Annotated in this window: 15 protein-coding genes; 8 read left to right on the plus strand and 7 right to left on the minus strand. The window is 61.8% G+C overall.

From position 1 onward, the window contains the following. Positions 1 to 7: 7 nt before the first annotated feature. Entirely contained in the window at positions 8 to 1,033 is a 1,026-nt protein-coding gene (gene dapD, locus M1D89_RS09250) for a 2,3,4,5-tetrahydropyridine-2,6-dicarboxylate N-succinyltransferase (RefSeq protein ID WP_498649981.1), read from the minus strand. An 85-nt stretch (positions 1,034 to 1,118) separates the two neighbouring features. Between dapD and dapE the strand changes: the two genes are divergently transcribed. Beyond that, the gene (dapE, locus tag M1D89_RS09255; protein WP_498649983.1) at positions 1,119 to 2,243 is read left to right on the plus strand and encodes a succinyl-diaminopimelate desuccinylase; all 1,125 of its coding nucleotides are present in this window, start codon (positions 1,119 to 1,121) and stop codon (positions 2,241 to 2,243) included. 89 nt (positions 2,244 to 2,332) lie between these two features. Here dapE and M1D89_RS09260 read toward each other — a convergent pair whose 3' ends face one another. From M1D89_RS09260 to M1D89_RS09275, 4 genes are all read right to left on the minus strand, one after another. Further along, a complete protein-coding gene (locus tag M1D89_RS09260) occupies positions 2,333 to 3,199 on the minus strand; it encodes an amino acid ABC transporter permease (RefSeq protein ID WP_178997006.1) in 867 nt (288 codons plus the stop codon). After that, positions 3,196 to 3,846, minus strand: coding sequence for an amino acid ABC transporter permease (locus tag M1D89_RS09265; protein WP_498649985.1), 651 nt, complete (start codon positions 3,844 to 3,846; stop codon positions 3,196 to 3,198). Before M1D89_RS09265 ends, M1D89_RS09260 begins: the two co-directional genes overlap by 4 nt. Before the next feature lie 92 nt (positions 3,847 to 3,938). Next, a complete protein-coding gene (locus M1D89_RS09270) occupies positions 3,939 to 4,814 on the minus strand; it encodes a glutamate ABC transporter substrate-binding protein (RefSeq protein WP_498649987.1) in 876 nt (291 codons plus the stop codon). Positions 4,815 to 4,869: 55 nt separating this feature from the next. Further along, on the minus strand, positions 4,870 to 5,625 hold the full coding sequence (locus tag M1D89_RS09275) for an amino acid ABC transporter ATP-binding protein (RefSeq protein ID WP_011775438.1): 756 nt from the start codon (positions 5,623 to 5,625) through the stop codon (positions 4,870 to 4,872). A gap of 163 nt (positions 5,626 to 5,788) precedes the next feature. Between M1D89_RS09275 and M1D89_RS09280 the strand changes: the two genes are divergently transcribed. From M1D89_RS09280 to M1D89_RS09295, 4 genes are all read left to right on the plus strand, one after another. Next, positions 5,789 to 6,628 (plus strand): LOG family protein, encoded by an 840-nt coding sequence (locus M1D89_RS09280; RefSeq protein ID WP_498649989.1) that lies wholly within the window; start codon positions 5,789 to 5,791, stop codon positions 6,626 to 6,628. A gap of 18 nt (positions 6,629 to 6,646) precedes the next feature. Next, positions 6,647 to 6,988: a DivIVA domain-containing protein gene (locus M1D89_RS09285; protein WP_498649991.1), complete on the plus strand. Its 342-nt coding sequence runs from the start codon at positions 6,647 to 6,649 to the stop codon at positions 6,986 to 6,988. A 104-nt stretch (positions 6,989 to 7,092) separates the two neighbouring features. Next, positions 7,093 to 8,298, plus strand: coding sequence for a putative hexosyltransferase (locus tag M1D89_RS09290; protein WP_498650926.1), 1,206 nt, complete (start codon positions 7,093 to 7,095; stop codon positions 8,296 to 8,298). Between the two features lie 226 nt (positions 8,299 to 8,524). Beyond that, positions 8,525 to 8,692, plus strand: a complete 168-nt coding sequence (locus M1D89_RS09295; RefSeq protein ID WP_009357720.1) for a DUF3117 domain-containing protein — start codon at positions 8,525 to 8,527, stop codon at positions 8,690 to 8,692. 109 nt (positions 8,693 to 8,801) lie between these two features. Here the strand turns inward: M1D89_RS09295 and M1D89_RS09300 are convergent, their stop codons facing one another. Further along, entirely contained in the window at positions 8,802 to 9,434 is a 633-nt protein-coding gene (locus M1D89_RS09300) for an O-methyltransferase (protein WP_498649993.1), read from the minus strand. 237 nt (positions 9,435 to 9,671) lie between these two features. On the opposite strand from M1D89_RS09300, the gene sigE reads away from it, so the two are divergent. Genes sigE through M1D89_RS09315 form a run of 3 tightly spaced genes read left to right on the plus strand, consistent with a single transcriptional unit; the run spans position 9,672 to position 11,635 of the window. Next, positions 9,672 to 10,295, plus strand: a complete 624-nt coding sequence (gene sigE / locus M1D89_RS09305; protein WP_017198611.1) for an RNA polymerase sigma factor SigE — start codon at positions 9,672 to 9,674, stop codon at positions 10,293 to 10,295. A 7-nt stretch (positions 10,296 to 10,302) separates the two neighbouring features. Next, positions 10,303 to 11,217: a hypothetical protein gene (locus tag M1D89_RS09310; RefSeq protein ID WP_498649996.1), complete on the plus strand. Its 915-nt coding sequence runs from the start codon at positions 10,303 to 10,305 to the stop codon at positions 11,215 to 11,217. Positions 11,218 to 11,248: 31 nt separating this feature from the next. After that, positions 11,249 to 11,635 (plus strand): twin-arginine translocase TatA/TatE family subunit, encoded by a 387-nt coding sequence (locus M1D89_RS09315; RefSeq protein WP_498649998.1) that lies wholly within the window; start codon positions 11,249 to 11,251, stop codon positions 11,633 to 11,635. Positions 11,636 to 11,687: 52 nt separating this feature from the next. Here M1D89_RS09315 and M1D89_RS09320 read toward each other — a convergent pair whose 3' ends face one another. Next, a complete protein-coding gene (locus tag M1D89_RS09320) occupies positions 11,688 to 12,815 on the minus strand; it encodes an Mrp/NBP35 family ATP-binding protein (protein WP_498650000.1) in 1,128 nt (375 codons plus the stop codon). Positions 12,816 to 12,817 lie beyond the last annotated feature (2 nt).

Genomic DNA, 12,817 nt, shown 5'->3' on the forward strand with positions numbered 1-12,817 from the left:
TCTCCTGCTAGTTGGCGTGGAGAGCCTCGTTCAGCTCCACCGTCTGGCCCTTGCGCGGAAGTACTTCCACGCCGCCGGTGGTGGAGTTACGGCGGAAGAGCAGGTTCGGGACACCCGAGAGTTCCACAGCCTTGATGATCTTGCTGGTGTCCTCGCCGTTCTCGTCCTTGGGGCCCGGAACACGTACACGAGTACCTGCAGTGACGTACAGGCCGGCCTCCACAACGGAGTCGTCGCCGATGCTGATGCCCACGCCGGAGTTGGCGCCGAGCAGAACTCGCTCGCCCAGTGCAATCTTTTCCTTGCCACCACCGGAGAGCGTGCCCATGATGGACGCTCCACCGCCAACGTCTGTGCCGTCACCGGCTACGACGCCTGCCGAGATGCGGCCTTCCACCATGGAGGTACCCAAGGTTCCGGCGTTGAAGTTCACGAAGCCTTCGTGCATTACCGTGGTGCCTTCTGCGAGGTGGGCACCCAGACGGACACGGTCGGCGTCGGCAATGCGCACACCGGTGGGAACGACGTAGTCAACCATCCGCGGGAACTTGTCCACGCCGAAGACCACAACGTTGCCGCGCTTACGCAGGCGGGCACGGGTCAGCTCGAAGCCGTCAACGGCTGCCGGTCCAAAGTTGGTCCATACGACGTTGGGCAGCTTGCCGAACACGCCGTCCAGGTTGATGCTGTTGGGCTTGACCAGGCGGTGCGAGAGGAGGTGCAGGCGCAGGTAGGCATCGGCCGTGTCCGCAGGGGCGGCGTCGAGGTCGATCTGCGCGAAGACCACTTTCTGCTCGGTGCCGCGGTCGGCGTCCTTGCCTTCCTCGGCAAGTGCAACGAGTGCGGGATCGGCATTGTCGACGTCGCGCAGGGTCTCGGCGGCGACGCCCAGAGCGGGTGCCGGGTACCAGACGTCAAGCACGGTTGCTTCCCCGGAAGCCGAGGTGGCGATGGTGGCGAGGCCGAAGCCATAGGCCGATCGTTGGTTGACGGGCGCGTTTGCGGGCACAGCAGAGGAAGCAGTTTCAGTCATGGGGCAAGTCTATCCAGCAGGCAGAGGTCGGTTAAAACCCGTCTCATGCCATAGAAGTCGCATTTGCGGGCATTAGGCTGGACGGGTGACCCTGAACCCTGCTCCCGCCCTCCTTGACCTGCGTCAGGACGTTGCCCTGCTGACGGCCGCGATCATTGACTTCAACAGCGTTTCCGGAAACGAGACCGAACTCGCCGACGCCGTCGAGTCGGCTCTACGCGCCATCCCCGCCTATACCGTGACCCGGGACGGTGACGCCATCATCGCGCGCACCGAACTTGGCCGCTCCGAGCGTGTCATTCTGGCAGGGCATCTGGACACCGTGCCATTGCCCACCGTGGCCGGCTCATTGGGTACTGTTCCTGCCACGTGGGAGTCCGGAGTTCCAGGTGAAGGCGTTCTTTACGGACGCGGGACCACCGACATGAAGGGCGGCGTTGCTGTGCAGCTCGCCCTGGCTGCGACACTGTTCGACGACGGGCGGCAGCCGGACAAAGATGTCACCTTCGTCTTTTACGACCATGAAGAAGTGGAAGCGGTGAAGAGCGGCCTCGGACGGTTGGTCCGCAACCACGGGGATCTTCTGCAGGGCGACTTCGCGATCCTTTTGGAGCCGACTCACGGCACGGTGGAAGGTGGTTGCAACGGCACCAGCCGTTTCGAAGCCACCACCATCGGCGAAACAGCCCACTCAGCGCGTGCATGGATGGGCGTCAACGCGATCCATGCCGCAGCACCCATCCTGGCCCGGCTCGCCGACTACGAGCCGCAGACCATCAACGTGGACGGCCTCGATTACCGCGAGAGCCTCAACGCGGTGAAGATCAACGGTGGAACTGCGGGCAACGTCATCCCGGACCGTTGCGTGGTGGAAATCAACTACCGTTTCGCGCCGGATAAGACGCCGGACCAAGCCGAGGCCCACGTCCGGGAGCTTCTGGAAGGATTCGACGTCGTCCGTACGGACGCTGCTGCCGGCGCCAGGCCCGGACTGAACCACCCGGCCGCCGCGTCCTTCGTTGCCGCCGTGGGCGCCGAGCCCAAGCCCAAATACGGATGGACCGACGTCGCGCGTTTCAGTGAACTGGGCATCCCGGCCGTGAACTTCGGACCCGGTGACCCCCTGCTGGCGCACAAGGACAACGAGCATGTCGACGCCGATGCCGTCCGTGAGTGCCTCCGTGCACTGAGGACGTGGCTGGCGCCGTAGTCCAGGAGCTTTGCGCTCAGCAAACGAAGAAGGTCCGCAGCCCGGTGAATTGATCACTGTGGCTGCGGACCTTCTTGTTTGCTTAAGGATTACTTCTTATCGGTACCAGGTACGTTGACTTCGAGATCCACAGTCTTAATGGCTGAGGCCACGCCGCCGGCGGCCTTCTTGGAGCCGCGGCGCTCAATCATGATCGCAATCCGTGACACGGTCAGGTTGATCAGGATGTAGATCGCAGCGCCTACGAAGAACGCAGGGAACAGGAAGTCCGGGCCCAGGAAGTCGGCCATGATCTGGATCTTCCGAAGGAGTTCCTCGTAGCCCACGATGTAGCCGAGCGAGGTGTCCTTGAGCAGAACCACCAGCTGGGCAACCAGGGATGGAAGCATCCGGCGGACGGCCTGGGGGAACTCGATGGACATCCGTGACTGGAAGCTTCGGAGGCCGATGGCCAGACCAGCCTCGCGTTGTCCCTTGGGGAGGGACTGGATGCCGGCACGCAGGATCTCAGCAAAGATGGCGGCGTTGTAGAGAACCAGGCCAACAACGACGGCTTGGAACTGACCCGTGGCGAAAACCAACAGGACAAACAACATCATGAGGACCACGGGCATGCCGCGGAGGAACTCAAGCACTACCTGCGTGGGAATCCGGATCCAAGGAATCAGCGAGATACGCAACAGGCAGAGCGCGATGCCCAGAGGGAACGCAATCACGGCAGCTACGGCAGCTGCGGCCAAGGTGGAGAGAATGCCTTGGCCGATCAGGTTCCAGACGTCCGGAGCCATGGGACCGTAGAAAATCTCCCAGCGGTCGGCGTCGAAAATGCCCTGCTGTGCCAGCGTTACGACAGCAATCGCGAGGATGCCGAGGATGATCAGGATTCCGGCGGCGGATCCCAGGAGCGAATACAGGCGGGCCTTGGGCCCGGGGACGTCGTACAGGACCGATGTCATCGGGCAATCGCCACCTTTCGTTCAACAAAGTGCGCCAGAAGCCCCAGCGGAACCGTGATCAGGAGGTAGAAGAAAGCCACCCCGAGGAGGATCCAGAGGACTTGGTTGCCGTAGTCGTTGGAGAGTTGGCGGCCGTAGCCGAAAAGCTCCAGGACGAAGAACGCGCCGGCCACCGAGGAGTTCTTCACCAGTGCAATCAGGATGTTGATCAACGGAGGTATGACGGTGCGTACGGCTTGGGGGAGGACGATGAAGCCCAACACCTGGGTGAAGGTCATGCCGATGCTGCGGGCAGCTTCTGCTTGGCCCACAGGCACGCTGTTGACGCCGGAACGGACGGCTTCGGCGATGAAGGCCGCCGTGTAACTGCTCAACGCGATGATGGCCGCGACTTCGAATTGTTCAAACTTAACGCCCAACCGCGGCAGAACAATGGCGGCGAAAAAGAAAATGATGGTGAGGGGGGTGTTACGCGCCACTTCAACATAGAACATGCTGAAACCGCGAAGTGCTGCCACGGGGGAGACCCTCATGGCTGCCAGGAGTGTGCCGACAATGAGGGCAATGATTCCTGAAATTATGGAGAGATAAAGGGTTCGGAGAAATCCGTCCCAATACTCGGGGAGGCTTGCTATGACGGCGTCCATGGGTTCCTTTGGCTGCAGCTAATCAGGGAACAGGGTCCTGGATTCGTCAACTGCCGCCGTCCGGGTGGGCGGCGGCAGTTGACGGGTCCCGACTAGTAGCGGTTGATCGTAGGAAGTTCAGGAGCGGTCTTGATGACCTTGCCTGCAGTGGCTTCCCAAGCCTTCTTGTAGGTGTCGTCCTTGGCGAATTCCTCGAGCTGGTCGTTGATCCAGTTGCGGAAAACCGTATCGTCCTTCTTCAGGCCGATGCCGTAAGGCTCCTTGGTGAAGGTTTCATCGGAGGCGAGCTTGAAGGCGTCCGGTTCCTTGTCCACGTATCCGGCGAGGATGACGTTGTCAGTGGTGACGGCGACAACCTGCTTGTTACGCAGCGGCTCCAGGCAAGCGGTGTAGGTGGCCGCAGGGACTACCTCAGCACCGTACTTTTCGGCGATGGTCTTGGCCGGGGTGGAACCCGTGACGGAGCAGACCTTCTTGCCGGAGACATCTTCCGGCTTGGTGATGGAGGTGTCGTCCTTGTTCACCAACAGCGCCTGGCCTGCTTCGTAGTACGGTCCGGCGAAGGCGACCTTTTCCTTACGGGCATCGTTGATGGTGTACGTGGCGATAACAAGATCGACGCGACCCTGCTCGATGAACGACTCACGGTTCTGGGAGACAGTCTCTACCCACTCGATCTTGTCCGGCTGAATTCCAAGCTTGGCGGCGATTGCCTTGCCCATTTCGACGTCGAAACCGACAGGCTTGCCGTCCAGGCCCTTCTGGCCGAACAACGGCTGATCGAACTTGGTACCGATTTTGATCGTACCGGCCTTGTTCAGCTTCTCCATGGTGGTGCCGGCTTCGAAGCTTGCCGAGGCAACAGGGGGAGTGGTGGTGCTGCTGCCGCCGCAAGCGCTCAGCGAGAGAGCAAGCGCAGCCGATGCGGCCACCAGGAGTGACTTCCTCCGGGTAATAAGAGACTTCATGATGTTCCTTTCATTGGGTGGCCGCCTTACGGCCGGGGGTGCTGGCGGTAAGGAGCTAGTGGGTCAAGAGCTTGGACAAGAAGTCCTTGGCACGGGTGCTCTTCGGGTTGGTGAAGAATTCCTCGGGAGTTGCGTCTTCCACGATCTGGCCGTCAGCCATGAACACCACTCGATCAGCAGCCTTGCGGGCGAAGCCCATCTCGTGCGTGACCACGATCATGGTCATGCCTTCCTTGGCCAGCTGGATCATGACGTCCAGTACTTCGTTGATCATCTCGGGGTCCAACGCGGACGTGGGCTCGTCGAACAGCATTACCTTCGGCTTCATGGCAAGAGCGCGGGCAATTGCCACACGCTGCTGCTGCCCGCCGGAAAGCTGGGCGGGAAGCTTCGGGGCTTGGTGCCCGACGCCAACGCGCTCAAGGAGGGCCATGGCCTCCTTGTCAGCTGTGCCCTTGGCCACCTTCTTAACCTTGATGGGGCCCAGCGTGACGTTCTCAAGAATCGTCTTGTGGGCGAACAGGTTAAAGGACTGGAACACCATGCCGACGTCGGCACGCAAGTGTGCGAGGTCCTTGCCTTCTTCGGGAAGCTTCTTCCCGTCGATGGCGATGTCGCCGTCGTCGATCGTTTCCAAACGGTTGATCGCACGGCAGAGGGTGGATTTACCGGAACCGGAAGGTCCGATAACCACCACGACTTCACCCTTCTGAACCTGGAGGTTGATGTCTTTGAGGACGTGCAATTGACCGTAGTGCTTATTGACGCCGTTCAGGGAGACGAGGGCATCGCCGGACGCTTGAGTAGTCATACGACGAATCTAGCGAACAAAGAAGCAAATATGACCACGGTCACGGCAACTTCCTGAAGATCGTGACTGAACAGAAACCTGCCCCACAGCGATATACCAGACTGCAATGCAAGAAGCGGGTCGCAGCGACGGAGCACGCCTTCATCCGCGCTAGCCTTGGGCAATGAGCATCAGCCAGCACCCAGTTCCCCACCCCGATGCCAACGGCCGCGTCGAGGGTACCCACGTGCCGCTCCCCTCGGAGATCGCGCCTGCCAAGCACAAGGGTCCCTTGGAGCTTCGACGTAAACAGGCAGACACGGGGATGTCGGACCAGCATTTGCTGGATACCAGCGGTGCCGGGCAGTTTATTCATACCGATCCTTGGCGTGTCCTGAGGATCCAGAGCGAGTTCGTGGAGGGCTTCGGAGCCCTTGCTGACCTGGGGCCCGCCGTCAGCGTCTTCGGTTCAGCGCGGACGAAGCCCGGAACCGAGTACTACGAGATGGCCGTCGATGTGGGGCGAAAACTCGCTGAAGCCGGAGTCGCGGTGATCACCGGTGGCGGCCCCGGATCCATGGAAGCTGCCAACAAGGGCGCCGTGGAAGGCAATGGAGTCTCCGTAGGCCTGGGCATCGAACTGCCTTTCGAGCAGGGACTCAACCAGTGGGTGGACCTGGGCATTAACTTCCGGTACTTCTTCGCCCGCAAAACCATGTTCGTCAAGTACGCGCAGGGCTTCGTCGTGCTTCCTGGTGGACTCGGCACCCTCGATGAGCTGTTCGAGGCCATGGTGCTTGTCCAAACCCGCAAAGTGACATCGTTCCCCATTGTGCTGCTCGGTATTCGGTTCTGGGGACCCATGATCGAGTGGATCAAGGACACCCTGGTGGCCGAAGGCATGGTTTCCGAGAAGGACCTTGACCTGATCCAGCTGGTGGATGACCCCGCCGACGCCGTGCATCGTGTCCTGCACGGTGCACCCCTTCCCGCTACCACCAACGGAAATCAGCGCCCGGAGTAGCCGGCTGTTTCTGGCACGATGGACCCTGTGAGCTTTTTCCTGGTGTTTCTAGCGATAGTCCTCATCGGCGCGGCGCTGTATCTCGGTGCCGGGATCGTTCGGGGGCGCTCGATCGGATCGGGCCTTGACCAACCGGTCCCCAACTTGCCCGCAGTTCTGCTGCCGGAGGATGCCAAGCCCTCCGACGTTGACTCCCTGCGCTTTGCCTTGGGGCTTCGTGGGTATCGCATGGATCAGGTTGACCAGGTCCTGGAAGAGCTGAGGGACCAGCTACAGGCGAAGGATCGCGAGATCGAAAGGCTTGGCGCCTTGGTCCAGCCGCGTCTCCAGGACGGCGAAACCGGCCGGACCCGGCAGTGAGCTCCCAGGTCCCCGCGCCGAAGGGAACTGCTGCCCCGAAGACACAGGGGCAGCAAGGACCCACCGCGCGGCTTTCCCTGGGGCTATCAGCCGCCGTCGCCAGAGTGGCCAGGTGGCCGTGGTGGGTGCAGGTTTCCTTGGTCTTTGTGGCTGCCAGGCTTGTCAGCGCCTGTATCTTCATGGCGGCCGCCATTCACCAGGGAACGAATCCCTGGTTCCCGCCGGCTCCGGACTACTGGAACTTCATCACTATCTGGGATGGGCGCTGGTATCAGGAAGCTGTTGACAACGGATATCCTTCGGTCCTGCCCGAGGACGCTAATGGCGTAGTCACACAAAATGCGTGGGCGTTCTATGCGCTCTTTCCCTTTCTCGCCAGGGGTCTCTCGGCAGTCACCGGGATAGGAACCCTCCCTTCGCTCACCGTCATCGCGATGCTCGCAGGGGTGGGCGCAGCTTTGGTGATCTACAAGCTCTTCCGCGAGTTCTCAGGCAAGCGTGCCGCACTGTGGGGCGTCATCTTCGTCTCGACTTTCCCGGTGTCACCCATCCTCCAGGTCCCGTATGCCGAGTCGCTAAATCTGTTGCTGTTGTCAGGTTCCTTGTTGCTCGTTGTCCGGCGCCGGTACCTGGCCGCTATTCCCGTGGTGCTCCTGATGTGCCTGTCCAGGCCTACAGGGGTGCCGTTTGCGGCCATGGTGGGGTTGCTGTTGCTTTGGCGGTTATGGCAGCGCTTCGGGCCATCCAGGACGCTGTCAGCTCCAGCTTCAACCCCTAACGACGACGGGCCGACGCCCGTGCGCGGCCTGCTGTCGTTGGCGGCACTGGTGGTGACAGCCGGCGTCGGAGCCCTCGCCTGGCCGGCCATTGCCTGGGCCACCACAGGTGAACCAACTGCCTACACACGTACCGAAACAGCCTGGCGGGGGCACGATCTTGTGCCATTCAAGCCGTGGTTCGACACGGGCAGGATGCTGTTCGGTCCTGTACTGGGCGTGCTGGCCCCCTTCGTCTTCACGGCACTCTTCGTGCTGGTCATGGTGTCAAAGCCCGTCCGGGCGCTTGGAACCGAGTTGCGGCTCTGGTGCGCCTGCTACATGGGGTACCTGCTGGTCTTCCTGCATCCGCAGACCAGTACGTTCAGAATGCTGCTGCCCCTTTTTCCGCTGGCGCTGGGGGTGGCGTTGCTGTCCAAGTCCAAGGCGTACCGGGGAACCGTGGTGCTGATGTTCGTCCTCCTCCAGATCGTCTGGGTGGTGTGGCTGTGGGCGTGGGCCCCGCTCCCCGGGGGCGGGGACTACCCGCCCTGACGTGGACCTTTGCCGGGCAAGGGGAGTATGTACAAAGCCCGGACAAATAGGCGTTTGATTCGCTACGGACGGGTAATTACGGGATAATGGACTAAGAGCAAGGACAAAGCACCGAAAAGTGCCCGGCCAAGGCGGCCTCCCAAGCGGTGCCGCCGGCTGCAATTGCGACGCGGAACCAGCCCGGCCGGGTTGGCGTGACTTGGGACAAATGGAGGGGATTTTCCTAATGGCGGCTATGAAACCACGTACCGGCGACGGCCCTATGGAAGTTACCAAAGAGGGACGCAGCTTGATCATGCGTGTGCCGCTCGAAGGCGGAGGACGACTCGTTGTCGAGCTCAACGCCGCGGAAGCGGCCAACCTCAAGGAATGCCTCGTGGGCGTTACTGAATAGGCGTTTTGACTAGAGTTACAAAGCAGGGCCCGGGCGGGCAAATCAAGCCGGGGCCCTGCTTTTGTTTAAGCTCTTGCTGCTGGTTCAAGTCCTGGCGTGATGAGCCGTCCTACTTCTTGACGGCCACCAGAAGTCCATCGCCGGTGGGCAGCATCGCCGAGGCCAGACGCTCGTCGTCGCGAATGGCCTTGCCGATCTGACGCAGAACCACAGTGGTGGCATCACGCGCTGCCGGGTTGGAGACGCGGTCTTTGTCCAGCGCATCGTTGATAACCAGGGTGCCGCCGGACTTCAGGAGGCGGATTGCCTGATCCACATACTTGGGAAAGTTTGGCTTGTCGGCGTCGATGAAGACGAGGTCGTACGCGGAGTCGGTCAGGCGCGGCAACACGTCGGCCGCGCGGCCCGAGATGGTGCGGGTACGGTTGGCCGGGCTACCCGATTCCAAGAACGCTTCCCTGGCCGCCTTGAGGTGTTCGACGTCCACATCGATAGTGGTCAGCACCGCGTGGGGACTCAATCCACGCAGCAGGCAAACCCCGGATACCCCGGCACCTGAGCCGACTTCCACCACTGTCTGCGCTTTGGAAGCGGCAGCGAGTACGGTCAGTACCGCGCCCACTCCGGGACTGATGGGCGTAACACCAAGTTCGAAGGACCGTTCCCGGGCGCGCAACAATACGTCATCCTCAGCTGGCAGATCTTCTGCGTAGGACCAGCTGCTTGACTTGTCGGCACTCATGAAGGGGTTCGCTTTCCGCGGGTAGGGGTGTTTGTACCAAGACTACTGTGTCCGCCCCCGTAAACCCGTTGCAGGGAATCGTCCGCGCACCTGTGTCCACGGCCGATTTCAGCCTTGCGTGGAAATCCTCTGCCAGTCAGGAAATTCCCAGACAAACTTGGGATGATATTGCTCCGGTCATCCATGAGGTGGGCGGCGCCGAAGACTCGGTGAACCACAGTTTGAGGGGAGTGGACGATGCCGGCATCGCATGCTGCGCCAGTCCAAACATCGGAAAGCCTTGAGGCCGTTACTGATTGGGTCATGCCCAGCTGGGAGGAAGTGGTTTCGAACCACTCCGCCAAGGTGTATCGCCTCGCTTATCGCCTGACCGGGAACAAGTTCGACGCCGAAGACCTCACCCAGGAGGTTTTCGTGAGAGTTTTCCGTTCCCTTGAAAACTTCAAGCCGGGAACCTTGGACGGCTGGTTGCACCGCATCACCACCAACCTGTTCCTGGACCAGGCCCGGCGCAAGAGCCGGATCCGCTTCGACGCGCTTGCTGAGGACGCCGAATCCCGTTTGCCGGGCCGCGAGCCAGGCCCGGAGCAGAGCTTCGAGCACAACAACCTTGACCTTGATGTCCAAAGGGCTTTGGAAGAACTCCCGCCGGACTTCCGCGCGGCCGTCGTGCTGTGTGACCTTGAGGGCCTTTCCTATGACGAAGTCGCGGAGGCGCTCGGTGTGAAGCTTGGAACCGTCAGGTCCCGTATCCACCGGGGGCGGACAATGCTGCGCGAGAAGCTCGCCCACCGTGACCCCCGCCCGGCAGAGGCCCGCAAGCCGCGGCTGAAGATGCCCCGCATCGCCAGCATTCTTTAGGTAGTCGATGCCTCGACGTTCACTTCGTCCGGGAGCCCTGTCCCGGCGCAAATTGGCTGCGCTTCGCCATACGCGCAGCCCAGAACACCTGGAGCACTGCTCGGACTGCCGGATCGCGCTCCGCCGGGAACGGCAGTACCTCGAACGCCTCCGTGGTGCAGCCGTGCCCGAAGCCAGCCAGGATCTTGCGGCGCGACTAATCCAGCACACCGAACGCTTGGCCAACGAGCCAGCCCCAACGTACTCAGCACCGCAATATCCGCACCGTCGTTTGCGGGGCCTTGGCTTTGCGGCAGTTGCTGCCGGCACTTTGGTGGTGAGCGCAGGAGCCTTGGCGGTGTCAGCCTATGTGATCGCCGGCGATGAAAGGCCACAGGCCCTCGCGGGAACCAGCGATGGTGGCTCACTTGCCGGTGCCTGGACGGCTAACCCCACAGAAGCCATGGTTGGACCCGCGTTTCGGGCGGGCAGCACTGTCAGTTTGAGCGCTGCCCAGTTGGAATCACTGCGGGAGGACGGGTGGGCGTGTCCCGAGCTGTCCGGATTGGGCTTCCACGTCGTGTCCGCCCAAGCCACCATGCATAACGGGAATCCGGCCGTGGAGATCAGGCTCGAAAGCAACGGTCACTACGCCACCATCGTGGAGGAACATCTGCCGGCGGATCGATCCGGCACTGGACGGTCTACGTCCGCGCAGCTTTCTGTCACCCAGGGAAGCCCGTGGAAGGCCGTCTACACCATGCCGGCCGCAGTCATCAGCTATGCCTCAGACCTCCCGGCGGACAGCGCGGACGACGCCGTCCCTGAAATTGTCCGGGCGGGCGAGTCCATGGCATTCGTGTCCGACGACGACGATCCGGAAGCCTGGTACGAAAGGCTGCTGCGCGGCCTCCAGACCCTGCTCCGTCCTACCGGTTTATGAGCGGCACCACAGACAAGGTAATCTTCGTAGCGTGCTTGGAATCAACGGCCCGGAGTTCATACTCCTTCTGATTATCGGCGTACTCGTCATCGGTCCCAGCCGTTTGCCCGAATACACTCAAAAGCTTGCCAACCTGGTCAAGGAAGTCCGTCGGATGGCTTCCGGCGCCCGCGAACAGATCAAAGAAGAAGTCGGCATCGACATTGATGAGGTCGACTGGAAGAAATATGATCCGCGCCAGTATGATCCCCGTCGAATCATCAAGGACGCGCTCCTTGAGGACGACACCAAGCCAGTCAGTGCCGGAGCTCCCGCAGCTGCTGCCACTGCGGTAGATACCAAGCCCAAGGCCCCTGTGCGGGTCATTGAGCGGCTCGCCGAGGGCGAAGCTGCCCCGTTCGATTCCGAAGCGACCTGATTCGAAGCAGCTGACAGCCCGTTAAGGCCAGTTCAGCGTGAAGAGCGACGGCCTAGCGCGGCTGAATTCCCAAGGGCATGCCGGACAGTCCGCGAGGTCGCGTGGCCAAGGCGGCAGCAATGCCCTCCATCGCTTTGGCGGCAGCCGTTTCAGGTGCTGCCAGGACCACGGGTTTTCCGGCGTCGCCGCCTTCCCGCAAGCGGATGTCCAAGGGAATTTGCCCGAGGAGCGGAACGTCGCTGCCCACGGCAGCGCTCAACCGCTCAGCCAGGATGGCACCTCCGCCACTTCCGAACAATTCCATGCGTTCGCCGTCGGGCATTTCCAGGTAGGACATGTTCTCGATGACGCCGGCCACCTTCTGCCCTGTCTGGGTGGCGATGGTGCCGGCTCGTTCTGCGACGTCTGCCGCTGCTGCCTGCGGTGTGGTGATAACCAAAATTTCTGCGTTGGGCAGGAGCTGGGCCACGGAAATGGCGATGTCGCCCGTGCCCGGGGGCAGGTCCAGGAAGAGGGCATCGAGGTCGCCGAAGTAAACGTCAGTGAGGAATTGTTCCAAGGCCCGGTGCAGCATCGGACCGCGCCAGGCTACCGGCTGGTTGCCTGCGACGAACATGCCGATGGAGATGACCTTCACGCCATAGGCGACGGGCGGCAGGATCATGTCGTCCACCTGCGTGGGCTTTTGGTTGATCCCCATCAGGGCGGGCACGGAGAAGCCGTGCACATCGGCGTCCACGATGCCGACCCGGAGGCCTTGGGCGGCAAGTGCACACGCCAGATTAACGGTGACGGATGACTTGCCCACACCGCCTTTTCCGCTGGCTACGGCGTACACCTTGGTCAGGGAGCCGGGCTTGGTAAACGGTATGCCGCGCTGTCCACCGGGCCCGCGGAGTTGTTCCTTGAGGGTTTCCCGCTGGGCTTGGGTCATGACCTTCAACTCAACGTCCACGCCTGTGACGCCTTCCACCCGGAACAGGGCGTCGGTGGCGTCCTTGGTGATGGTCTCACGCAGGGGGCACCCGGCAATGGTCAGCAGAACTGCGACGTGTACGGCGCCGTCATTATCGGCCGACACCGATTCCACCATTCCGAGTTCCGTAATGGGGCGCCGGAGCTCGGGATCAATGACGGTGGCCAGGGCAGCAAGCAGCGCCTCGGCAGATGCGATGCTCATGG

The sequence above is a fragment of the Arthrobacter sp. D3-18 genome, from assembly GCF_054408525.1.